The organism is Duganella sp. GW821-FHT07F09 (assembly GCF_059418705.1).
On the sequence record NZ_JBWKQJ010000013.1, the window covers coordinates 109,198 to 129,833 of the forward strand.

General features: G+C 67.7%; 16 protein-coding genes. 7 read left to right on the plus strand and 9 right to left on the minus strand.

The window, feature by feature from the left end; all coding sequences use genetic code 11:
• Positions 1 to 56 precede the first annotated feature (56 nt).
• On the plus strand, positions 57 to 1,895 hold the full coding sequence (gene msbA / locus AC07P1_RS28665; protein WP_494699038.1) for a lipid A export permease/ATP-binding protein MsbA: 1,839 nt from the start codon (positions 57 to 59) through the stop codon (positions 1,893 to 1,895).
• Here msbA and AC07P1_RS28670 read toward each other — a convergent pair.
• The 8 genes from AC07P1_RS28670 to ada form a co-directional block, all read right to left on the minus strand.
• On the minus strand, positions 1,892 to 3,820 hold the full coding sequence (locus AC07P1_RS28670) for a response regulator (protein WP_494699039.1): 1,929 nt from the start codon (positions 3,818 to 3,820) through the stop codon (positions 1,892 to 1,894). The two genes, msbA and AC07P1_RS28670, sit on opposite strands and share 4 nt — an antisense overlap.
• Positions 3,817 to 5,208, minus strand: coding sequence for an ATP-binding protein (locus tag AC07P1_RS28675; RefSeq protein ID WP_494699040.1), 1,392 nt, complete (start codon positions 5,206 to 5,208; stop codon positions 3,817 to 3,819). Before AC07P1_RS28675 ends, AC07P1_RS28670 begins: the two co-directional genes overlap by 4 nt.
• On the minus strand, positions 5,208 to 6,248 hold the full coding sequence (locus AC07P1_RS28680; protein WP_494699041.1) for an ATP-binding protein: 1,041 nt from the start codon (positions 6,246 to 6,248) through the stop codon (positions 5,208 to 5,210). Before AC07P1_RS28680 ends, AC07P1_RS28675 begins: the two co-directional genes overlap by 1 nt.
• Positions 6,236 to 6,703 (minus strand): ATP-binding protein, encoded by a 468-nt coding sequence (locus AC07P1_RS28685; RefSeq protein WP_494699042.1) that lies wholly within the window; start codon positions 6,701 to 6,703, stop codon positions 6,236 to 6,238. Before AC07P1_RS28685 ends, AC07P1_RS28680 begins: the two co-directional genes overlap by 13 nt.
• On the minus strand, positions 6,700 to 7,056 hold the full coding sequence (locus tag AC07P1_RS28690) for an STAS domain-containing protein (protein ID WP_090317440.1): 357 nt from the start codon (positions 7,054 to 7,056) through the stop codon (positions 6,700 to 6,702). The genes AC07P1_RS28685 and AC07P1_RS28690 overlap by 4 nt, the downstream gene beginning before the upstream one ends.
• Before the next feature lie 7 nt (positions 7,057 to 7,063).
• A complete protein-coding gene (locus AC07P1_RS28695; RefSeq protein ID WP_494699043.1) occupies positions 7,064 to 7,924 on the minus strand; it encodes an STAS domain-containing protein in 861 nt (286 codons plus the stop codon).
• A gap of 160 nt (positions 7,925 to 8,084) precedes the next feature.
• On the minus strand, positions 8,085 to 8,852 hold the full coding sequence (locus tag AC07P1_RS28700) for a 2OG-Fe(II) oxygenase (RefSeq protein WP_494699088.1): 768 nt from the start codon (positions 8,850 to 8,852) through the stop codon (positions 8,085 to 8,087).
• A 151-nt stretch (positions 8,853 to 9,003) separates the two neighbouring features.
• Positions 9,004 to 10,095 (minus strand): bifunctional DNA-binding transcriptional regulator/O6-methylguanine-DNA methyltransferase Ada, encoded by a 1,092-nt coding sequence (gene ada / locus AC07P1_RS28705; protein ID WP_494699044.1) that lies wholly within the window; start codon positions 10,093 to 10,095, stop codon positions 9,004 to 9,006.
• A 222-nt stretch (positions 10,096 to 10,317) separates the two neighbouring features.
• Between ada and hutC the strand changes: the two genes are divergently transcribed.
• From hutC to AC07P1_RS28735, 6 genes are all read left to right on the plus strand, one after another.
• The gene (gene hutC, locus AC07P1_RS28710; RefSeq protein WP_494699089.1) at positions 10,318 to 11,040 is read left to right on the plus strand and encodes a histidine utilization transcriptional repressor HutC; all 723 of its coding nucleotides are present in this window, start codon (positions 10,318 to 10,320) and stop codon (positions 11,038 to 11,040) included.
• Positions 11,041 to 11,315: 275 nt separating this feature from the next.
• The gene (locus AC07P1_RS28715; protein ID WP_494699045.1) at positions 11,316 to 15,599 is read left to right on the plus strand and encodes a PAS domain S-box protein; all 4,284 of its coding nucleotides are present in this window, start codon (positions 11,316 to 11,318) and stop codon (positions 15,597 to 15,599) included.
• Between the two features lie 212 nt (positions 15,600 to 15,811).
• Positions 15,812 to 16,138, plus strand: coding sequence for a thioredoxin TrxA (trxA, locus tag AC07P1_RS28720; protein WP_090317452.1), 327 nt, complete (start codon positions 15,812 to 15,814; stop codon positions 16,136 to 16,138).
• 168 nt (positions 16,139 to 16,306) lie between these two features.
• Positions 16,307 to 17,569 (plus strand): transcription termination factor Rho, encoded by a 1,263-nt coding sequence (rho, locus tag AC07P1_RS28725; protein ID WP_090317455.1) that lies wholly within the window; start codon positions 16,307 to 16,309, stop codon positions 17,567 to 17,569.
• A gap of 242 nt (positions 17,570 to 17,811) precedes the next feature.
• Complete coding sequence (locus AC07P1_RS28730) at positions 17,812 to 18,081, plus strand: type B 50S ribosomal protein L31 (RefSeq protein ID WP_090317457.1); 270 nt, start codon at positions 17,812 to 17,814, stop codon at positions 18,079 to 18,081.
• A gap of 112 nt (positions 18,082 to 18,193) precedes the next feature.
• Positions 18,194 to 19,918, plus strand: coding sequence for an ArnT family glycosyltransferase (locus tag AC07P1_RS28735; RefSeq protein ID WP_494699046.1), 1,725 nt, complete (start codon positions 18,194 to 18,196; stop codon positions 19,916 to 19,918).
• Positions 19,919 to 19,984: 66 nt separating this feature from the next.
• On the opposite strand, the gene AC07P1_RS28740 is transcribed toward AC07P1_RS28735, so the two are convergent.
• On the minus strand, positions 19,985 to 20,383 hold the full coding sequence (locus AC07P1_RS28740) for a gel scht (protein ID WP_494699047.1): 399 nt from the start codon (positions 20,381 to 20,383) through the stop codon (positions 19,985 to 19,987).
• Between the last annotated feature and the right edge of the window lie 253 nt (positions 20,384 to 20,636).

Here is a 20,636-nt window from a genome sequence, read left to right on the forward strand (position 1 = left end):
TGGCGCCCGGGCGGGAGGGGTACAATGGCGGATTCGCCGCTCTCAGAACGCCACACGTGTCCAGCCGCCTACTCTATATCCGCCTGCTCAACCAGTTCCGTCCCTACGCCGGGATCGTCGCCGTCACCCTGTTCGCGGTCGGTGTGGCGGCGGCCACCGACGTGCTGCTGATCAACCAGTTGAAGAACGTGATCGACGCGCTGGCGCCTGCCCACAACGCGGCCGGCGCCCCCGCCACCGGCATCCTCGCCTGGGTGCGGGAATTGCTCGCCCCCCTGCTGCCGAGCGACCCGGCGCGCGTGGCGCTGTGGACCATCCCGGCGGTGATCCTGGGCCTGGCGGTGATGCGCATGGTCTCCAGCTTCGTCGGCGAATACGGCGCCGCGTGGCTCAGCAGCCGCGTGCAGGCCAACCTGCGCGAGCAGATGTTCGCCCGCATCATGCGCCTGCCGAACGGCTACTTCGACCAGTCCTCGAGCGGCACCACGCTCTCGCGCGTGGCGTTCGACGCCGCGCAGGTGTCGCAGGCCGTGCTCAACGTCGTCAACGTCGCCGTGCGCGACTCGGTGCAAGCCGTCGGCTACCTGATCACGCTGTTCGTCGTCGACTGGCAGCTGGCGGTGTTCTGCCTCGGCCTGCTGCCGCTGGTGGCCGCCATCGTCACCTTCACCGGACGCCGCATGCGCCACCTGAGCAAAAGCGCGCAGGCGGCCATGGGCGACCTGACCAATGTGCTCGACGAGAGCATCAGCGGCCAGCGCGTGGTCAAGATCTTCGGCGGCCAGGAGTACGAGCAGACCCGCTTCGACAGTGTGGTCAAGACCAATCGCCAGCTGGCCGTCAAGCACGCGGCGACGTCGGCGCTCAACTCCGGCATCATCATGCTGCTGATCGGAATCACGCTGTCGTCGGTGATCTACTTCGCGCTGATCCGCAACCAGGCCGGCGCGCTGTCGCCGGGCGACTTCGTCGCCTTCATGTCGGCGCTGATGGCGATGCAGTCGCCGATCAAGAACCTGACCAAGATTAACGAACCGATGCAGCGCGGCCTGGCCGCCGCCGAATCGGTGTTCGGCCTGATCGACACCGAGACCGAGGCCGACACCGGCACCAAAACGCTGGAGCGCGCCGAGGGCCGCCTGCAACTCGACGATGTCAGCTTCCATTATCGCGGCGCCGACGGCAAGCCGCTGTCGCCGGACGCGCGCCCCGCGCTGGACCGCGTCTCGCTCGATATCGCCGCCGGCGAGACGGTGGCCCTGGTAGGCAGCTCCGGCAGCGGCAAGACCACGCTAGCCGGCCTGCTGCCACGCTTCTACGATGTCAGTTCCGGCGGCATCAGGCTCGATGGCGTCGACCTGCGCGAATACACGCTGGCGTCGCTGCGCAGCCAGATCGCGCTGGTGAGCCAGGACGTGGTGCTGTTCAACGATACGCTGGCGGCCAACATCGCCTATGGCGACCCGGCGCCGTCGATGGAACGCATCGAGGCGGCCGCGCGCGCCGCGCACGCGCACGAATTCATCGAGCGCCAGCCAGGCGGCTACCTGGCGCCGGTGGGTGAAAACGGTTTGCGCCTGTCCGGCGGCCAGCGCCAGCGCCTGGCCATCGCCCGCGCCCTGTACAAGAACGCGCCGATCCTGATCCTCGACGAAGCCACCAGCGCGCTCGACACCGAGTCCGAGCGGCTGGTGCAGTCGGCGCTGGAAGTGTTGATGAAGGGCCGCACCACGGTGGTCATCGCGCACCGCCTGTCGACCATCGAGAACGCCGACCGCATCGTGGTGCTCGACGGCGGCCGCATCGCCGAAGCGGGCAGCCACGCCGCGCTGCTGGCGCAAAACGGCATCTACTCGCGCTTGTATCAAACGCAAAAAAGCGTCCAGACGGCTTAAAGCAGGCGCAGCGTCTGCTGCAGCTCGTCGAGCGCCGCCGGTTTGACGAGGTGGAAATCGAAGCCGGCGGCGGCGGTTTTCTCGCGGTCCTCGGCCGAGCCGAAACCGGTGTGCGCGATCAGGCGGATGCGCGACAGCGCCGAATCGGCGCGCAGCATGCGCGCCAGCGCGTAGCCGTCGACGTGCGGCATGCCGATGTCGAGGATCATCGCGTGCGGGGCGAATTCGCGCGCGCCCGCCAACGCGGCCGCCGCGTCGTGCGCCAGCCTCACCTCGTAACCCAGCACCTGCAGCAAATCGCTCAACACCTCGCCCGAGTCGACGTTGTCGTCGACCACCAGCAACCGGTTCAGGCCTTTGGCCGACACCGGCACGGGCGAACCCGCGCCCGCCGCGAAGGGCGCCCCGGCCTGTGCGGCGCCGGGCGCGGCCAGCACCGGCAGCTCGATGACGAAGCTGCTGCCCTGGTCGGCGCCGGCGCTTTCCGCGTACACCGTCCCGCCGTGCATTTGCACCATCTTCGACACCAGCGACAGGCCGATGCCCAGGCCGTCGTGCGCGCGGTCGTGCGTCGACGCGCCCTGCGCGAACATGTCGAAGATGCGCGGCAGGTTTTCGGTCGAGATGCCGATGCCGTTGTCGCGCACGGCGATGCGCACGCGGTCCGGCGCCGGCAACGTCACCTCCAGCCGGATCACGCCGCCGACCACGGTGAACTTGGCGGCGTTGTGCAGCAGGTTGCCGACCGTCTGCGCCAGCCGCACCGGGTCGCCGTGCAGGCGGATCGGCTGCGGGGGCACCGCCACGATCAATGTGTGGCCGCGCGACTCCATCAGCGGCCGGGCCGTTTCCAGCGCCGGTTCCAGCACCGTTTGCAGCTCCAGGTCCTCCAGCCTCAACGCCAGCTTGCCCTCGGAGATGCGGGCCACGTCGAGCAGGTCGTCCACCAGCCGCGCCAGATGGCCCACCTGGCGCATGATCACCTGGCGCGCCTTGCGGTGCACCTCCACCTGGCTGGCGTCGGCCACGCCCATCAGCGCTACCGCGTTGCGGATCGGACTCAAAGGATTGCGCAGCTCGTGCGCCAGGGTCGCCAGGAAGTCGTTCTTGTTGTCGTCGGCCGCGCGCAGCAGGCCCTCCATGGTTTTACGCTGCGTGATGTCGCTGCTGATGCGCGCGATCCGGTACGGCGTGTGGCCGGCGTCGCGCACCTGGAAGGCGCGGTCGCGCACCCAGCGCAAGGTGCCGTCGGCCAGCAGCAGGCGGTACTCCTCGTCGTAATGCTCGCCGTGCTGCGCGCCCTCCCAGCGGGCGGCGACGGCGATGCGGTCGTCGGCATGGATGGCGTTGAGCCAGTCGCCGGTGTTTTGCTGCAGCTGCGCCGCCGGCCGTCCCCAGAAGGAGTCGTAGGCGTTGTTCACGTACAGCAGCGCGCGGCTTTGCAGGTCGAACATCCAGAACACGTCCTCGATGTTCTCGGTCAGCTGGCGGAAGCGCTCCTCGCTGTTGCGCAGCTCCGTCTGGGTGCGCTGGAGGCGCAGCAGCGCGTTGACGTTGGCCACCAGCTCGTCGGCCTCGATCGGCGCCGCCAGGTAATTGTCGGCGCCGCCCTCCAGGCCACGGATCTTGTCGTCGCGCCCCGTCAGCGCGGCCGACGTTTGCAACACCAGCACGCCGGCGGTCAAAGGATCGTCCTTGATGCGGCGGCACACCTCGATGCCGTTGATGTCGGGCAGTTTGACGTCCAGCAGCACCAGCGCCGGCAGCATCTGGCGCGCCAGCGCCAGTCCGTCGGTGCCGTTGGCCGCCTCCACCACCCGGAAGCCGGCGCCGTGCAGAATGCGCGTCTTGACGTAGCGCGCGCCGTCGTTGTCGTCCACATTCAGGATCAATATGCTGTCGTTGTTCATGGCTTTGTCTTTCATGGCGCGCCGTCATCGGCGCCCGCGCATCGGCGCGGCAGGTGCAGCGAAAAAGTCGAACCGGCGCCGATGACGCTGGCCACCTCCACCGAGCCCCCCAGCAGCTGCGCCAACTGGCGGCACAGCGGCAGCCCCAGGCCGGTGCCCTTGGCGCCGGCCTGCAGCGGATGGGCGATCTGGCTGAATTCCTCGAAAATCAGTTGCAGGTTGTCGGCCTCGATGCCGATGCCGGTGTCGCTGACGGTGAAGGTAAGCTGGTCGCCGCCATCGTCGCGCAGCGCCACCTCCACCTGGCCGGCCTGGGTGAACTTGAGCGCGTTGGAGATGAAGTTGCGCAGGATCTGCGCCACCTTGGGCTCGTCCGACAACAGCAGGCAAGGCGCCGCCGGCGCGACGAACACCAGTTCGACGTCGGGATTGCGCGTCAGCGGCCGCAGCATGCCCTTGAGGGTGCTGAACAGATTTTCGACGTCGATCGGCGCGATCGCCAGTTCGACCTTGCCGGCCTCGATCTTGGCCAGGTCGAGCAGGTCGTTGACCAGCTCCGACAGATCGAAGGCGGCGCTGGCGATGAAACCAACCTGGCGCTCCTGCTCGGGGGTCAGGTCGCCGTCCATGCGGTCGAGCAGCAGCTTGGCCAGCGCGCGGATCGAGCTCAATGGCGTGCGCAGCTCGTGGCTGGTGTTGGACAGGAAGCGCGACTTCATCTCGTCGGCCTTGCGCAGGCGCTCGGCTTTCTCCTCGATCTCGGCGTACAGCGCCACCACGCCGCGATTGGTGTCTTCCAGCTCGCGCGTAAGCGACAGCAGGTCGTCCTGGCGCTCGCGCAGCTCGGCCAGGGCGGCACCCAGCTCGCGGTTTTGCTGCTGCATCTCCGAATAGGTGTTCTGCACCGGGCTGGCCGCCAATTCGGCGCCGATGCGCGCCAGGCCGGCGGCGTCGATGCGCTGGCCGGCCGGCAGGTCCTTGCGCATGACCACCGTCAGGCCGCCGCCGGCCGCGTGTTCGACCTCGCAGTCGTCCATCAGCCGCCGGGCGGTCAGGACGGCGTTGTCGAACTGCGCCGCCGCCGACTCCATCTCCAACCCGGGCGCCGCCACGAGAGGGGCGAAGGCGGAGACGGAACCGGACGCCGACACCGGCCGGTCCTCGGCGCGGATCGACACGGTCAATTGCGCGACCGGGCCGCGCTGGTCGAGCGCGAACTGCCCGCGCCCGCCCGACAGCCGGCCGTAGGCGCAGCGCGCCACCTCGGACACCGCCGTCGCCACCCGTACCTGGTCCTGCACGCCGAAGCCGAGCAGGCCGGAGATCTGGCGCGCGCGCTGGCGCACCAGCACCACGTCAGGCTCGCTGTCGATGCCGACTTGCAGAATGCGGGTAAGCGGCATCAGCGTTCTCCCGGACAGCGTTGCACCAGCACGCAGGCGTCGTCGCGCGCACGCCCATGGTCGCGCAGCAGCACCGCCGCCACGATGGACGGATCGCATGCGGCCAGGCCCGGATACTGCGCCAGGTCCCACTGCGTGGCGATGCCGTCGCTGGCCAGGATCACCAGCGCGCCGGGCGGGCATGGCAGCACGAACTCCTGCACTTTACGAATATTGTGGCCGACGATGCCGTTGTGCGACATCATCTGGCGGCGCTCCTCGCCGTCGATCACGCAGGCGCCGATGTTGCCGACGCCGGCGAACGACAGCTGGCGCGCCTCCAGGTCCAGCAGCGCGATCGCCTGCGCCGCGCCGCGCGTGGCCCGCAGCGCCGCGTGGCACACCTCGATCTGCTCGGCCGGACGCAGGCCCGGTTGCAGCGCCACCGTATCGACGGCGGCGCGCGCGGCCTTGGCCGCCTCCGGTCCGTGTCCGAGGCCGTCGACCACCATCAGCGCGATGGCGTGCCGCTGGCGCGCCACCAGCCAGGCGTCGCCGCTGTCGGTCTCGCCGGCCAGCGGCAGGCAGACAGCGCCCGACAAGGACGGCGCCGGCGATGCCAGCGTCGCCCCCGCGCCGGTGCGCGGCCACAGCCGCATGCAGAACACGGCGCCCTTGCCGGGCACGGCGTAGACGTCGAATTCGTCGGCCAGGCGGCGCATCGCCCCCAGGCCGGTGCCGGCGGTGCCGGCGCTGGAGACGCCGTCGCGCAGCGCCTGGCCAAGATTGGCGATGCCGGGCCCCTTGTCGAGCGCCAGCACCTCGACGCCGGCGGCGTCGCCGTTAAACACCGGGGAGAGCGCGATGCGCCCCTCGCCGGCGTGTTTCAGGATGTTGGTGGCGGCCTCGCTGATGACGATGGCCACCTGGCCGCTGCGCACATCGTCGAAGCCGGCCTCCTGCGCCATGCGCTGGCCGCAACGGCGGGCGCTGGCGATATCACTCGGGTGAACCATCGAAAACCACTGCTGACCGTCGAACGAACTGGCTATTTTTTCCATTTGACGACCGCGACCGCGGTGCCCTCTCCACTACGTGAATCGATGTCGAACTCGTCAACAAGCCTTTGGGCGCCGCCCAGGCCGAGGCCCAGGCCGCCGCCGCTGGTGTAACCGTCGCGCAGCGCCTGCGTGACGTCGGCGATGCCGGGACCGTCGTCGGCGAACACCAGCCGCAGCCCCTGGCGCACGCCATCCGTCAGCTGCTGCGCGACGACCATCCCGCCGCCGCCATACTTAATGGTGTTGCGCGCCAGCTCGCTGGCGGCCGTCACCAGCTTGGTCTGCTCGACCAGGCTCAGTTTCAACGCCAGCGCGTGCTCGCGCACCACCCGCCGCACGGCCACGACATGCTCGTCGGTGCGCAACGGCAGGGTCTGGCTCGTGCGCACCAGACGGTCCGCTGCCAGCAACGGCGAAGCGAAGCGGACCGGGTCCGCTGACGACGCACCGTTCATTGATAACTCTTGCCAAGCAGGGCCATGCCTTTTTCGACATTGAGCGCGGTTTTCACGCCCGGCAAGGTCAACCCCAGCTCGACCAGGGTGATGGCGACGGCCGGCTGCATGCCCACCAGCACCGTCTGGGCGTCGAGCACGCGCGCCATCGCCGCCGTGTTGCTGATCATGCGGCCGATGAAGGAGTCGACCAGGTCGAGCGCCGAGATATCGATCAGCACGCCCTTGGCCTGGTCCTTGACGATGCGCTCGGTCAGGTCGTCCTGCAAGGTCATCGCCAGGCGGTCATGCATGTCGACCTGGATCGTCACCAGCAGCAGGTCGCCGATGCGCAGAATAGGGATGCGTTCCATCGGCGACTCACGCTTTGCGGGAAATGGTCGAGCCGACCCGCGCCAACGCCACGATGAAGGCGTCGGCCAGGGTGGCCTTGGTCACCACGTCGTCCAGGTTCACGCCCAGGTGGACGATGGTTTGGGCGATCTGCGGGCGGATGCCGCTGATGATGCAGTCGGCGCCCATCAGGCGGGCGGCGGCGATGGTCTTCATCAAGTGCTGCGCCACCAGCGTGTCGACGGTCGGCACGCCGGTGATGTCGATGATGGCGATGGCGGCGCCGGTTTCAACGATCTTCTCGAGCAGGCTCTCCATCACCACCTGGGTGCGGGCGCTGTCGAGGGTGCCGATCAGCGGCAGCGCCAGGATGTCGGTCCACAGCTTGACGACCGGCGTCGACAGCTCCAGCAGCTCTTGCTGCTGGCGCACGATGATCTGGTCGCGGCTCTTCTGGAACACCTCGATGGTGAACAGACCCAGCTGGTCGAGCAGGGTGCTGACGTTCCACAGCGCCTCGGCCAGCAGTTCCGGCTCGGCCGCCAGCGACTGGCGCAGGCTGCCGAACAGCGACTGCTTGAGCGAGAACACGAAGGTGGCCGTCTCGCTCGGCGTCGAGCCCTGCTTGGCGCGCTGGCCGGAGATCTCGGTCAGCTGGTCGCGCACCTCGTCCCAGGCGCGGCCCTCGATACTGTCGAAACCGCCGCCCAGGGTCGCTTCCGGCAGCAGCGCCAGCAACTGGCGGCAGTGGCGGCGCAGTTGCTCCTGCGAGGCGCTGTCGCTGCGGAAGGCCATGCTTTCCAGGTTGGCGATCCAGTCGGCGCCGATGTCGGCCTGGTGCTGTTGAATCAGGGCGCTGATACGGCGCGCGTTGTCGTTGGTGGTCATCAAATCCCCGGAATGTTGTCGTGCAATTAGGTAGTAGCAACTAATAGTAACAAGCATTGCGGCTTTTCAATGTTCAATTGACCACGCTTGCGTCCACCGCGCAGGCAGCGTATCAAAGCGCACATGGTGCGCGGAGGAAACCGAAGGAATCCTCTAATATTCAGGTGGCGTCGTGAAAAATGATGCCCAGGGTATGACGCAGCGGTCCGGGATTGGCGTCGGCCGCCGCGCGCACCCGGCTGACGCCATGCCGCATGGCAACCCGGTAGATGCCGCGTCCGCCCTGCACCGGCCGGTGGTTGACGGGGAAGATGACCATGTCGCCGCGCCGCAGCGGCACCACCTCCACCCGCGACTGCATGCGCGGGCGCTGCTCGGTCAGCACGAACTCGCCGCCGTCGAAGTCCTTGCCCGGTTCGCTGAGCAAAATGGCCGCCTGCAGCGGGAACACGTGCTCGCCGTACAGGTCCTGGTGCAGGCAGTTGTAGTCGCCCGCCCCGTATTGCAGCAGCAGCGGCGTGGGGCGGCCCTGGCCGGCGGCGTGGCAGCGCGCCAGGAAGTCGGCGTGGTCGGCCGGGAAGCGGGTCGCGATGTCCATCGCCTCGTGCCAGCGGTTGGCGATGGCGGCCAGCGGTCCGTACAGTGCCTGCCGCAGCGCCGAGACCATCGACGGCAGCGGATAGCGGAAATACTGGTACTCGCCGCTGCCGAAGCCGTGCCGCGCCATCACCACGCGGCTGCGGAACAGCCGCGGCTGCTCGTACTGGACGGCCATGGCGACGCTTTCGTCGGCCGTCAGCATGCCGGGGACGATGGCGTAGCCGTGCGCGGTGAGCTCGTCGGCGATGGCTTGCCAGTCCAGCCCCGCCACGTGCGCGGCGATGCCGGCCGCCGCGCCGACCGCCCGGCGCGCGTTGGCCAGCGCCAGCGCGCCGGCCGCGGCATCGGTGGCCGTATCGGCGCCGGCCGGTGCGGCGGCATCGCCCGCCCCCGGCCTGGCCGGCGGCGCGCCCGCCGGTGGCGTCCTGCGCGGCTGGCGCGCCGGCGCGCCGGCGCTGAAATCGAACTCCCCATTGTCGCTACTCATTGCCCAGCCTCTCCCGGTCCAGCAGCGCCGCCTTGCGGTCCACGCCCCAGCGGTAGCCGGAAATCGAGCCGTCGTTGCGCACCACCCGGTGGCAGGGAATCGCCACCGCCAGCGCGTTGGCGGCGCAGGCGCCGGCCACCGCCCGCGCGCCCTTGGGCGAGCCCACCAGCGCCGCCAGCTCGGCGTAGCTGACCGTGCGCCCGGCCGGTATCTCGCGCAGCACCTGCCACACCCGTTGCTGGAACGCCGTCCCGCGCACGTCCAGCGGCAGGTCGAGGCCGATTTCGGGCCGTTCCACCATGCCCACCACGCGCGAAACCACCTGTTCGTACTCGGCCTCGGCGCCGATCAGCTCCGCCTTGGGAAAGCGGTCCTGCAGGTCGCGCACCAGGAAGTCCGGATCGTCGTCGATCAGGATCGCGCAGATGCCCTGCGCCGTGCTGGCCACCAGGATCGCACCCAGCGAACAGGCGGCGATGGCGAAGCGGATCACCGTGCCGGCGCCGCCGGCGCGGAAGGCGGTCGGCGTCATGCCCAGCACCGCCGGCGAATTGGCGTAGAAACGGCCGCTGGAATTGAAGCCGGCGTCGTAAATCGCCTCGGTGACGGACCCCTGCCGCGTCAAGCCGTCCTGCACCCGCCGCGCGCGCCGCGCCTGGGCATAGGCTTTCGGGGTGATCCCGGTCACCGCCTTGAACATCCGGTGGAAGTGGAAGCGGCTCACGCCCACGGCGGCGGCCAGGCTGTCCAGGTCGGGCGCCTCGTCGGCGGCATCGATCAGGCGGCAGGCCTCGGCCACCAGCGCGGCCTGGCGCTCGGCCAGCGGCGGCAGCTCGGGCTTGCAGCGCAGGCAAGGCCGGAAACCGGCTTGCAGCGCCGCATCGCGGCTGTCGTGGAAGGCCACGTTCTTGCGCAGCGCCGGGCGCGCCCCGCACGACGGCCGGCAGTACACGCCGGTGCTGCGCACCGAATACCAGAACACGCCGTCGGCGCCGGCGTCGCGCTGTTGCACGGCCGCCCAGCGCGACTGCTCGTCGGCATAGGGGGCGGTCCGGGCGGCGGTGTTGTCTTTTAGCTTGTCCATCGCGGACTCCATCGTTGAATTGGAATGATGCCATCCTATCGGGCGGCGCAAGGCGGCGCACTCCAACTCTTGCTTTTGAATCGTTGCTGTTGAATTCCTCCTTTTGAATTGTACCCGTGCCGGGTGCTAAAATGCCCGCTCTGTCGCCTGCGGAGGCGTGCCCGGAGAACCCGTTTGGACGATCAAAGAGATCCACAGCAGCAGGAAGGCGCCGCGCCGGCCATCCCGGACGGCACCCCTATTTTCCAGCGCATCAAAGACCATTTGCTGGCCCGGATCGCGGCCGGCGTCTGGAAGGAAGGCGACGTGATCCCGTCCGAACAGGCGCTGGTCAAGCAATTCGGCGTCTCCCGCATGACCGTCAACCGCGCCGTGCGCGAGCTTACGGCCGAACAGGTGCTGACCCGCCGCCAGGGCTCCGGCACCTACGTCGCCCAGCAAAAATACCAGGCCACGCTGCTGGAGATCAAGTCGATCGCCGACGAGGTGCGCGCGCGCGGCCACGTCCACCGCAGCAGCCTGCAGCAGCTCGAGCGCGGCAAGGCCAGCGAGCTGATGGCCAAGCAGTTCGACCTGCCGGCCGGCCACCCGCTGTTCCATTCGGTGATCATCCACTTCGAGAACGCGGTGCCGATCCAGGTCGAGGACCGCTGGGTCAATCCGCTGTGCGCGCCCGACTACATGGAACAGGACTTCGCCAGCATCACCCCCAACGAATACCTGATGAAGGCGGCGCCGCTGCAGGGCGCCACCTACAGCATCGAGGCGCTGGCCACGCCGCGCGACATCGCCGACATGCTGGCCATCGACACCCGGCAGGCCTGCCTGGTGCTCAAGCGCCAGACGCTGTCGGGCGGGCGCATCGCCAGCATCGCCACCATGTGGCATCCCGGCCACCGCTACCAGTTCGCCGGCAGTTTCGCCCAACAAGGCGCCGGCGCGTGACTCCCAGCCGGCAAGTCGCGCGGCGCGCCGCTTTCTCACCGAATGTCACGCCCGGGTCCGGAAGCGGGCTGTTTTAGGGCCGCAAATGTGTCTTTTCCGGGGCGCCCCGGCCCCGCCACGACGCAATTGCCTTCTTTTCTTATCGATGAGATCACGGCGGTGAAAACTGCTATAGTTGGCTGCCTCCAGGCACCCACTGTCACCGGAAAGGGAAGCTCTTGCCGCACAGCCGTCCCCGCGTTCGCCCGAGCTCCTGGCGCCGTTTGCCGCGCCGGGTGGCGGCGCTCGTCCTGCTGCTGGCCGGCGCGCTGCATGGCGCCCAGGCGGCCGAAAAGGTCACCATCCAGCTCAAATGGCGGCACCAGTTCCAGTTCGCCGGCTACTACGCCGCGCAGGACCAGGGCTACTATCGCGACGCCGGCCTCGATGTCACCCTGGCCGAGGCGGTGCCCGGCAGCGACCCGCTGCAAAACGTCGCCGGCGGCGGCGCCCAGTACGGCGTCGGCAACACCGGCTTGCTGCTGGCGCGCGGCGCCGGCCAGCCGGTGGTGGTGCTGGCCTCGATCTTCCAGCATTCCGCCGCCGCGCTGCTGGTGCGCCATGGCCCCGACGGCGAGCCGCGCCCGTGGGCCGGCAGCCGCCTCATGCTGGCGCCGAACAACGAAGAGCTGACCGTCTACCTGAGAAAACTGGGCGTGCGCATCGACAGCCTGCATCTGCCCGCCCATACCCACAACTACGACGACCTGTTGCAGGGCCGCGTCGACGGCATGTCGGTCTACACCACCGAGGCGCCGTTCGTCCTCGAACGCACCAACCTGGCCTACGCGATCTACTCGCCGCGCGCCGTCGGCCTCGATTTCTACGGCGACGTGCTCTACACCACCGAGAGCGAATTGCGCGAGCATCCGGCGCGCGCGCGGGCGCTGCGCGAGGCCACCCTGCGCGGCTGGCGCTACGCGATGGCGCACCAGGGCGAGATCGCCGACCTGATACGGGCCCGCTATCCCGAGCGCAACAGTCGCGAGCTGCTGATGTTCGAGGCGCGCCAGATCGCCACGCTGCTGGAACAGGACCTGATCGAACTCGGATACAGCAACCCGGAGCGCTGGAGCGCCATCGCCCGCGCCTACGCCCAGCAAGGCATGCTGCCGGCCGGCTTCAAGCTCGACGGCTTCCTGTACCAGCCGGAGGGATCGAACCGGCTGCTGCGCTACGGCGGCTTCGCGCTCGGCGCGTTGTTGCTGCTGGTAACCCTGGGCGGCGCCTGGCGCCTGCGCAAGCAATCGGCCGCGCTGGCCGCCGCGCGCGCCGAGCAAAACAGCGCCGAGCGGGTCGCCGGCCTGGCGCTGGAAGGCTCGGGCGCCGGCACCTGGGAATGGCGCATCGACAGCGGCGCCCTGACACTGTCGGCGCGCTATTGCGAACTGCTCGGCTACGACGGCGGCCCCGGGGCGTCCAGGCCGACGCCGGCGCGGCCGCTGGCACAACCGTTCGCGCAGTCGATCGAACAATGGCGCGGCCATGTCCATCCCGACGACCTGGCGCAGGTCGAGCGCGGCATCCAGGACTGCCTGGCCGCCCCGCCCGACGGCAACGTCCAGATCAGCAGCGAGCACCGCATGCGCTGCAACAACGGCAGCTGGAAGTGGGTGCTCATGCGCGGCATGGTGATCGAGCGCGACGCCGCCGGCAAGCCGCTGCGCGCGGTCGGCACCCTGGCCGACATCAGCGACCGCGCCGCCGCCGAGCAGGCGCGCCTGTGCGCCGTGGTCGACGCCACGCCGGGCGCGGTGCTGATCGCCGACAAGAGCGGGCGGGTGCGGCACGCCAACCCGGCCTGCGCCGCCAGCTTCGGCTACGACGGCGACATGGCCGGGCGTTCGGTCGACCAGCTGGCGCCGGAGGCGATGCGCAGCAACGGCCGCGGGCGCGAGCTGTTCGCCCGCGCCAACCTGCCGGGCCGGGTGCTGAGCGCCCATCGCGCCGACGGCAGCACCTTCCCGGCGATGGTGCACATCTCGCAGGTGGAGCTGGGCGGCCAGGAGCTGGTGATCATGGCGCTGCGCGACATGACCCAGCGCCAGCGCGCCGAGGAGGCGCTGCAGGCCAGCTCCGAGCGCTACCGGCTGATCGTGCAGACCGCCGCCGAGGGCATCTGGATGAGCGACGCCGACGACCGCACCACCTTCGTCAATCCGACCATGGCGCGCATGCTCGACTACGACGTCGAGCAGATCATGGGCCGCGCCATGACCGACTTCATGGACGCCGACGGCCGCCTGCAGCTGCACCACCACCTGCAGCGGCGCCTGGCCGGCGAGGCGATCCAGGGCGACGTCAGCTTCCGCCGCAGCGACGGCAGCACCGTCTGGTGCCTGCTGTCGACCACCGTCATCAATTCCGACGCCGGCCACTACGCCGGCACCCTGGCCATGCTGACCGATATCACGGCGCGCCGCCAGGCCGAGGGCGCGCTGCGCGGCTCGAGCCAGCGCCTGGCGTCGATCTTCAACGCCGTCACCAACGGCCTGGTGATGGTCGACGGCAACGGCGCCATCCTCGAGCGCAACGCCGCCGCCGCGCGCATGCTGGCGCACGCGCTGCCGATCGAGCCCAACGGCGCCAACGGCGGTGGCGGCGACGGCGGCGGCCTGTGGTGCGGGGTGCGCGAGGACGGCACCCGCTTCGACGCCGCCAGCCATCCGGTGCGCCTGGCCATCGTCACCGGCCTGTCGGTGCGCGACGTGGTGATGGGCATCGGCCAGCCCGACGGCGCGGTGCACTGGCTGTCGATCAACGCCGAACCGATTCCCGACCAGGGCGGCGCCGTGCCGCTGGTGGTGGCCAGCCTGACCGACATCACCGACCGCAAACGCGGCGAGGACGCGCTGCGCGAATTGAACGAGCATCTGGAGGAGCGCGTGGCCCAGCGCACGCTGGAACTGGACCAGGCGCGCCAAGTGGCCGAGGAGGCCAGCCAGACCAAGGGCCAGTTCCTGGCCAACATGAGCCACGAGATCCGCACGCCGATGAACGGCGTGATCGGCATGGCCTACCTGGCGCTCAAGACCGACCTCGATCCGCGCCAGCGCGACTACCTGGAAAAGATCCGTTTCGCCGGCGAGCACCTGCTGGGCATCATCGACGACATCCTCGACATCTCCAAGATCGAGGCCGGCAAGCTGGCCATCGAGCAGGTCGACTTCGCGCTCGAACACGTGATCCAGACCCTGACCACGGTGGTCGCGCCCAAGGCCGCCAGCCGCGAGCTGGAACTGGTGTTCGACCTCGATCCGACCCTGCCCAAGGTGCTGCGCGGCGACCCGCTGCGGCTCGGCCAGGTACTGATCAACTACACCAACAACGCCATCAAGTTCAGCGAAAAGGGCCGCATCGACGTGCGCGTGCGCCAGGTCGTCGGCGACGCCAACGGCTGCCTGCTGCGCTTCGAGGTGAGCGACTGCGGCATCGGCCTGTCCGAGGGCGAGATCGAAAAGCTGTTCCAGTCGTTCCAGCAGGCCGACACCTCGACCACGCGCGAATACGGCGGCACCGGCCTCGGCCTGTCGATCTGCAAGCAGCTGGCGCAGCTGATGGGCGGCGAGGTCGGGGTGCGCAGCCGGCCCGGCCACGGCAGCACCTTCTGGTTCACGGCGCGCCTGGGCGTGTCGAGCGCCAGCGTGCCGGCGCTGATCGACCGCGTCAAGGACGCCGCCGCCGAGCTGCTGGCATCCTCGCGCAGCGCGGCGGTGATGGCCGCGCTCAAGAACGCCCGCATCCTGCTGGTCGAGGACAACACCTTCAACCAGCAGATCGCGCTGGAGATGCTCGAGGAGGTCGGCTCGTCGGTGTGCCTGGCCGCCAACGGCATGGAGGCGCTCGAGCTGCTGCGCCAGACCGCCTTCGACTGCGTGCTGATGGACGTGCAGATGCCGCTGATGGACGGCCTGGAGGCGACCCGCCGCATCCGCGCCGACCCGCGCCTGGCCGACATCCGGGTGCTGGCCATGACGGCCACGGCCACCAGCGAGGACCGGGTGCGCTGCATCGAGGCCGGCATGGACGATTTCATCTCCAAGCCGATCCAGCCGGCGCTGATGTACCAGACCATCGCCAACTGGCTGCCCGAGCGCGACAGCACGCGCGAGCGGCCGGCGGCGCCGGCGCGCCCGGCCTTCAAGACCACCTTGGGCGGCGATCCGGCGGTGATCGACCTGTCGATCCTGGCCAAGCTGCTGGGCTACCACCCGCACAAGGTGCGCAAGTTCGCCTTCAAGTTCCTGCAAAACAGCCAGGACGTCATCACCCGCATGGAGGCGGCGCTGCGGCGCGGCGACATGACCACGGTGCGCGACCTGAGCCACCGGTTGAAGTCGCCGGCGCGCACCGTCGGCGCGCTGGGCATGGGCGAGCTGCTGCTGGAGCTGGAGGAACTGCCGCCGGACGATCCGGCCAGCGCGGCCAGGGCGCGGGCGCTGCTGGCCGACCTGTGGCAGTTGCTGGAAAAGATCACCGAGCAGATCATGACGAACACCACCTTCGCCGACGACAATTGAGGTCTTTCGACATTCCGCCGCACATTTTTAAAAAATGGGTTATTATTTCAGCCATCCCCGCCTGCCGACCTTGTTGCCATCCCATCCAAGACATTGAATTCGCGCAATTGGCCACCATCTGTCGCCTGTAACCGGCAACGTTGTAGGCGATTGCGGACAACATGGCATAATCTCCAGGCGTTATTGACCCACTGACCTCGATTGAGGAATATATGAGCGAAAATATCAAACACATCACCGATACTTCTTTTGACGCCGACGTCCTGAAGTCCGACCGCCCCGTGCTGGTCGATTTCTGGGCCGAATGGTGCGGTCCTTGCAAGAGCATCGCCCCGATCCTGGAAGAAGTGGCCAAGGAATACGACGGCAAGATCCTGATCGCCAAGATGGACGTCGATTCGAACCAGGCCGTACCGGCCAAGTTCGGCATCCGCGGCATCCCGACCCTGATCCTGTTCAAGAACGGCGTTCCCGCCGCTCAAAAAGTGGGCGCGATGGCAAAAGGTCAACTGACTTCTTTCATCGACAGTAATATCTAAGTACGATAGTATTTGCCTGCATCGACGGCGCCGCGCCCGCGGCGGCGTCGCTCACCAGGCGGAAAACGATGGCCCGGCCAGACCGCGGCCCGTTTTATAATTAAACAGACAACACCACGCAGTTCCCTCCCCTACCTTTACTTTCCCGTCACGGGACACTCAACACATATGCATCTATCTGAATTAAAGGCCCTACACGTCTCGGCATTGCTGGAGATGGCCATCGGTCTTGATATCGACAACGCGGCGCGTCTGCGCAAACAGGAACTGATGTTCGCGATCCTGAAAAAGCGCGCGAAATCCGGTGAACAGATCTTCGGCGACGGCGCCCTGGAAGTGCTGCCCGACGGCTTCGGCTTCCTGCGCTCGCCGGACGCCAGCTACATGGCCTCCACCGACGATATCTACATTTCCCCTTCCCAGATCCGCCGCTTCAATCTGCACACCGGCGATTCGATCGAGGGCGAAGTGCGGACCCCCAAAGATGGCGAGCGCTACTTCGCGCTGGTCAAGGTCGACAAGGTCAACGGCGAATCGCCGGAAGCCTCGAAGCACCGCATATTGTTCGAGAACCTGACGCCGCTGCACCCGAACGAGCCGCTGCGCCTGGAACGTGACATCAACGGCACCGAAAACATCACCGGCCGCATCGTCGACCTGATCGCGCCGATCGGCAAGGGCCAGCGCGGCCTGCTGGTGGCCTCGCCGAAATCCGGCAAGTCGGTGCTGCTGCAGCACATCGCCCACGCGATCACCGCCAACCACCCGGACGTGACCTTGATCGTGCTGCTGATCGACGAACGCCCGGAGGAAGTGACCGAGATGCAGCGCTCGGTGCGCGGCGAAGTGGTCGCCTCGACCTTCGACGAACCGGCCACCCGCCACGTGCAGGTCGCCGAGATGGTGCTGGAAAAAGCCAAGCGCCTGGTCGAGATGAAAAAAGACGTGGTCATCCTGCTGGACTCGATCACCCGCCTGGCGCGCGCCTACAACACCGTGATCCCGGCCTCGGGCAAGGTATTGACCGGTGGTGTCGACGCCAACGCGCTGCAGCGTCCGAAGCGTTTCTTCGGCGCCGCCCGCAACATCGAGGAAGGCGGCTCGCTGACCATCGTCGCCACCGCGCTGATCGAGACCGGTTCGCGCATGGATGACGTGATCTACGAGGAATTCAAGGGTACCGGCAACATGGAGGTGCACCTGGAGCGCCGCCTGGCCGAGAAGCGCGTCTACCCGGCGATCAACCTGAACAAATCGGGCACCCGCCGCGAGGAACTGCTGATCAAGCCGGACCAGCTGCAGAAGATCTGGATCCTGCGCAAGTTGCTGTACTCGATGGACGAGATCGAGGCGATGGAGTTCATCCTCGACAAGATGAAGGCCACCAAGAACAACGGTGAGTTCTTCGACATGATGCGGCGCGGCGGTTAAAACCGCCCACGGCTTCGTTGCCGCTCCTTGCCGCGAGCGGTTTTAACCGCCGCGCGATGCCGGGTTGGGAAAAACGAAGCGCATCATGACAAACAGGCAACCTCGGTTGCCTGTTTCCGTTTACGGCTGTATAATCCCCGGTCGCACCATCCAAACCACTGGCAAGTGATCGGCAATCGGGTCAAGAAGCAGGAGCGACCGACGAAGTGCTGTTTGGCTACCAAACCTACCGAGACTTAAACATGAAACCAGAAATCCATCCAGAATACCGCGACGTTGTCTTCCACGACCTGTCGTGCGACTTCAAATTCGTCACCCGTTCGACCATCCAGACCCGCGAAAAGATCCAGCACGAAGGTAAAGAATACCCGCTGGTCAAGATCGAGGTGTCGGCTGAGTCGCACCCGTTCTACACCGGCAAGCACAAAATCGTCGACACCGCTGGCCGCGTTGAGAAATTCCGCCAGAAATTCGGCGCCGTCGGTTCGAAGACCCAAGTCGCCCAAGGTTAATTCCTTCCCGCGATCGAAAAAAGCAGCCTCTGGCTGCTTTTTTTGTTTGTCGGCCTCGCCTGCCGCCGGTTTTCCTTCATACTCCCGTCTACCTCAATTCGCACACTGATCGATGAAGCCAGTTCGTCTTCCCGCCGCCGCCACCCTGGCGCTGCCACGCTGGGCCCTGTTCGCCCTCGGCCTGCTCTACATCCTGCCCGGCCTGATCGGCCGCGATCCGTGGAAGAACGACGACGCCGCCAGCTTCGGCATCATGTGGACGATGGCGCACGGCACCTGGCAGGACTGGCTGTGGCCCAACATCGCCGGCCTGTCGATGCCCGACGAGGGACCGCTGGCGTTCTGGATCGGCGCGCTCGGCATCAAACTGTTCGGCTGGCTGCTGGGCGACGTCATGGCCGCCCGCGTCGGCACCGTCGCCATCTTCGTGATCGGCGTGTCGTCGCTGTGGTTCGCCACCTTCAACCTCGGCCGCCGCCAGGACGCGCAACCGCTGCGCCTGGCCTTCGGCGGCCAGCCCGAACCCGACGACTTCGGCCGCACGCTGGCCGACGCCGCCGTGCTGATCTACCTCGGCTGCCTGGGCTTGCTGCTGCACAGCCACGAGACCACCTCCGAGGCGCTGCAGGTGTCGCTGACGGCGTTCATGCTGTACCGCACCGTGCGCTACGTCGAGGCGCCGTCGCTGCGCAACGCGGCGCTGAGCGGCCTGGCCATCGGCCTGCTGACGTTGACGCGCGGCTGGGTCACGCCGGTGTTCCTCATGCTGGCCGTGTTCGCCTGCACGCGCCTGCTGGCCCAGCCGGTGCTGCGCGCGCTGCGCGACCTCGGCCTGGCGCTGCTGGTGGCCGCCGCCGTCGCCGCCGTGTGGCTGGTGCCGGCCGAGGCGCTGCGCCCGTACAACCAGCAGCCGCTGCAGGCGTGGATGGACTGGAACCTGAACCAGGTGGCGCTGCCCACCATCGTCGCCTTCAAATACTTCTTCCGGGTCGGGGTCTGGTTCTTCTGGCCGGCCTGGCCGTTCGCCGGCTGGGCCGTCTGGGCCTGGCGCCGCCAGCGCCTGGCGCTGCACATCGTCGTACCGCTGGCCTTCGTCACCATGGGTACGCTATTGAGCTTGTCCACCGAGACGCCCGAGCAGGGCCAATTGCTGGTGCTGCTGCCGCCGCTGGCCGTCATGGCCGCCTTCGGCCTGTTGACGATGAAGCGCGGCGCCATCAACGCCATCGACTGGTTCTCGGTCATGGCGCTGACCTTGTGCGGGGCCGTCATCTGGCTGTTCTGGATCGCCAAGCTGACCGGCTGGCCGGCGCAGTTCGCCAAGAACGCGTTGAAACTGGTGCCAGGCTTTACGCCGGAGGTGGGACTGGTCGCCGTGCCGGTGGCGCTGCTGTCCACGGCCGGCTGGTTCGTGCTGGTGCATTGGCGCGTGTCGCGCCGTCCGACCGTGCTGTGGCGCGCCGTGGTGCTGTCGTCCGGCGGCGTGATCCTGATCTGGATCTTGCTGATGACCTTGTTCCTGCCGGACGTCAACTACAGCAAGAGCTACGCCAGCGTGGCGCGCCAGATCGCCGAGAAGATTCCGTCGAAGGCCGATTGCATCGAAACCAATGTGGGACCGGCGCAACGCGCCTCGTTCGCCTACTACGCGCAACTGCCGTTCACCGGCGTCGAGGGCGGGCGCTGCAACCTGTTGCTGCTGCAGGACAGCACCAAAGTGCGCGACAACCGCGAGATCCAGCCGCAGCATCGCGGCAAGCAGTGGGTATTGATCTGGGAAGGCCGCCGCCCGGCAGACCGCTCCGAGCGCTTCCGCCTGTACCGCCGGGTCGACTAAAAGACGCGGCTAAAAAACGCGGGCGCCGGCGGCCGCCAGGCAACGCCCGCCCTGGGCGTAGCCGCATCAGCGACGCGCCATCATCATCGTGTTGGCGGGCAATTTGGCGGCCATCGGCAGCTTTTCAAAGTTGCTGATGCCAACCGTCTCGCCCTGCTCGGTGAAGACGATGCGGGTGCCCGCCTCGGTGACGAACTCGGTCGGCGAGGCGGCGAAGATGCGCACGCGCTGGCCCTTGTCGAGCTGCGTGTAGAAGTGGTTGCCGTTCTGCGTGAACTGCAGGATCTGGCCGTTGGTCAACTCATACGCGTTCTTGAAATCGGCGAACTCGCCCGGTGTCACGTAGTAGCGGGCCGGCTTGGCCTTGATGTGCACGCTGCTGTCTTCCGCGTGGGCGGCCGTCATCGAGGTCAGCGAGGTCATGACGAGGGCGGCGGCGGCGATGCTGAACAGGGTCTTTTTCATGGTGTGCTCCGTAAGGTTGTTGGTTCATAAACTGCTCGGGGATCACCGCTGGAATGTGCTGTTCAGCGGCTGACGTGATCACATTAGCAAAAGCCGGCGCCAAGATCCGGCGTTTGCGACGAGCGGTAAAACGGCGGTCTTCAAAAGCAAAAAACCGCGACGAACGGAATGCGCCCCGACCCTGCCCCGGCCCGCCCGGCGCCAGCGTCCGCGCGCGCCGCCGGCTGTTGCGCGACACGCTTTTTTGTTGAGC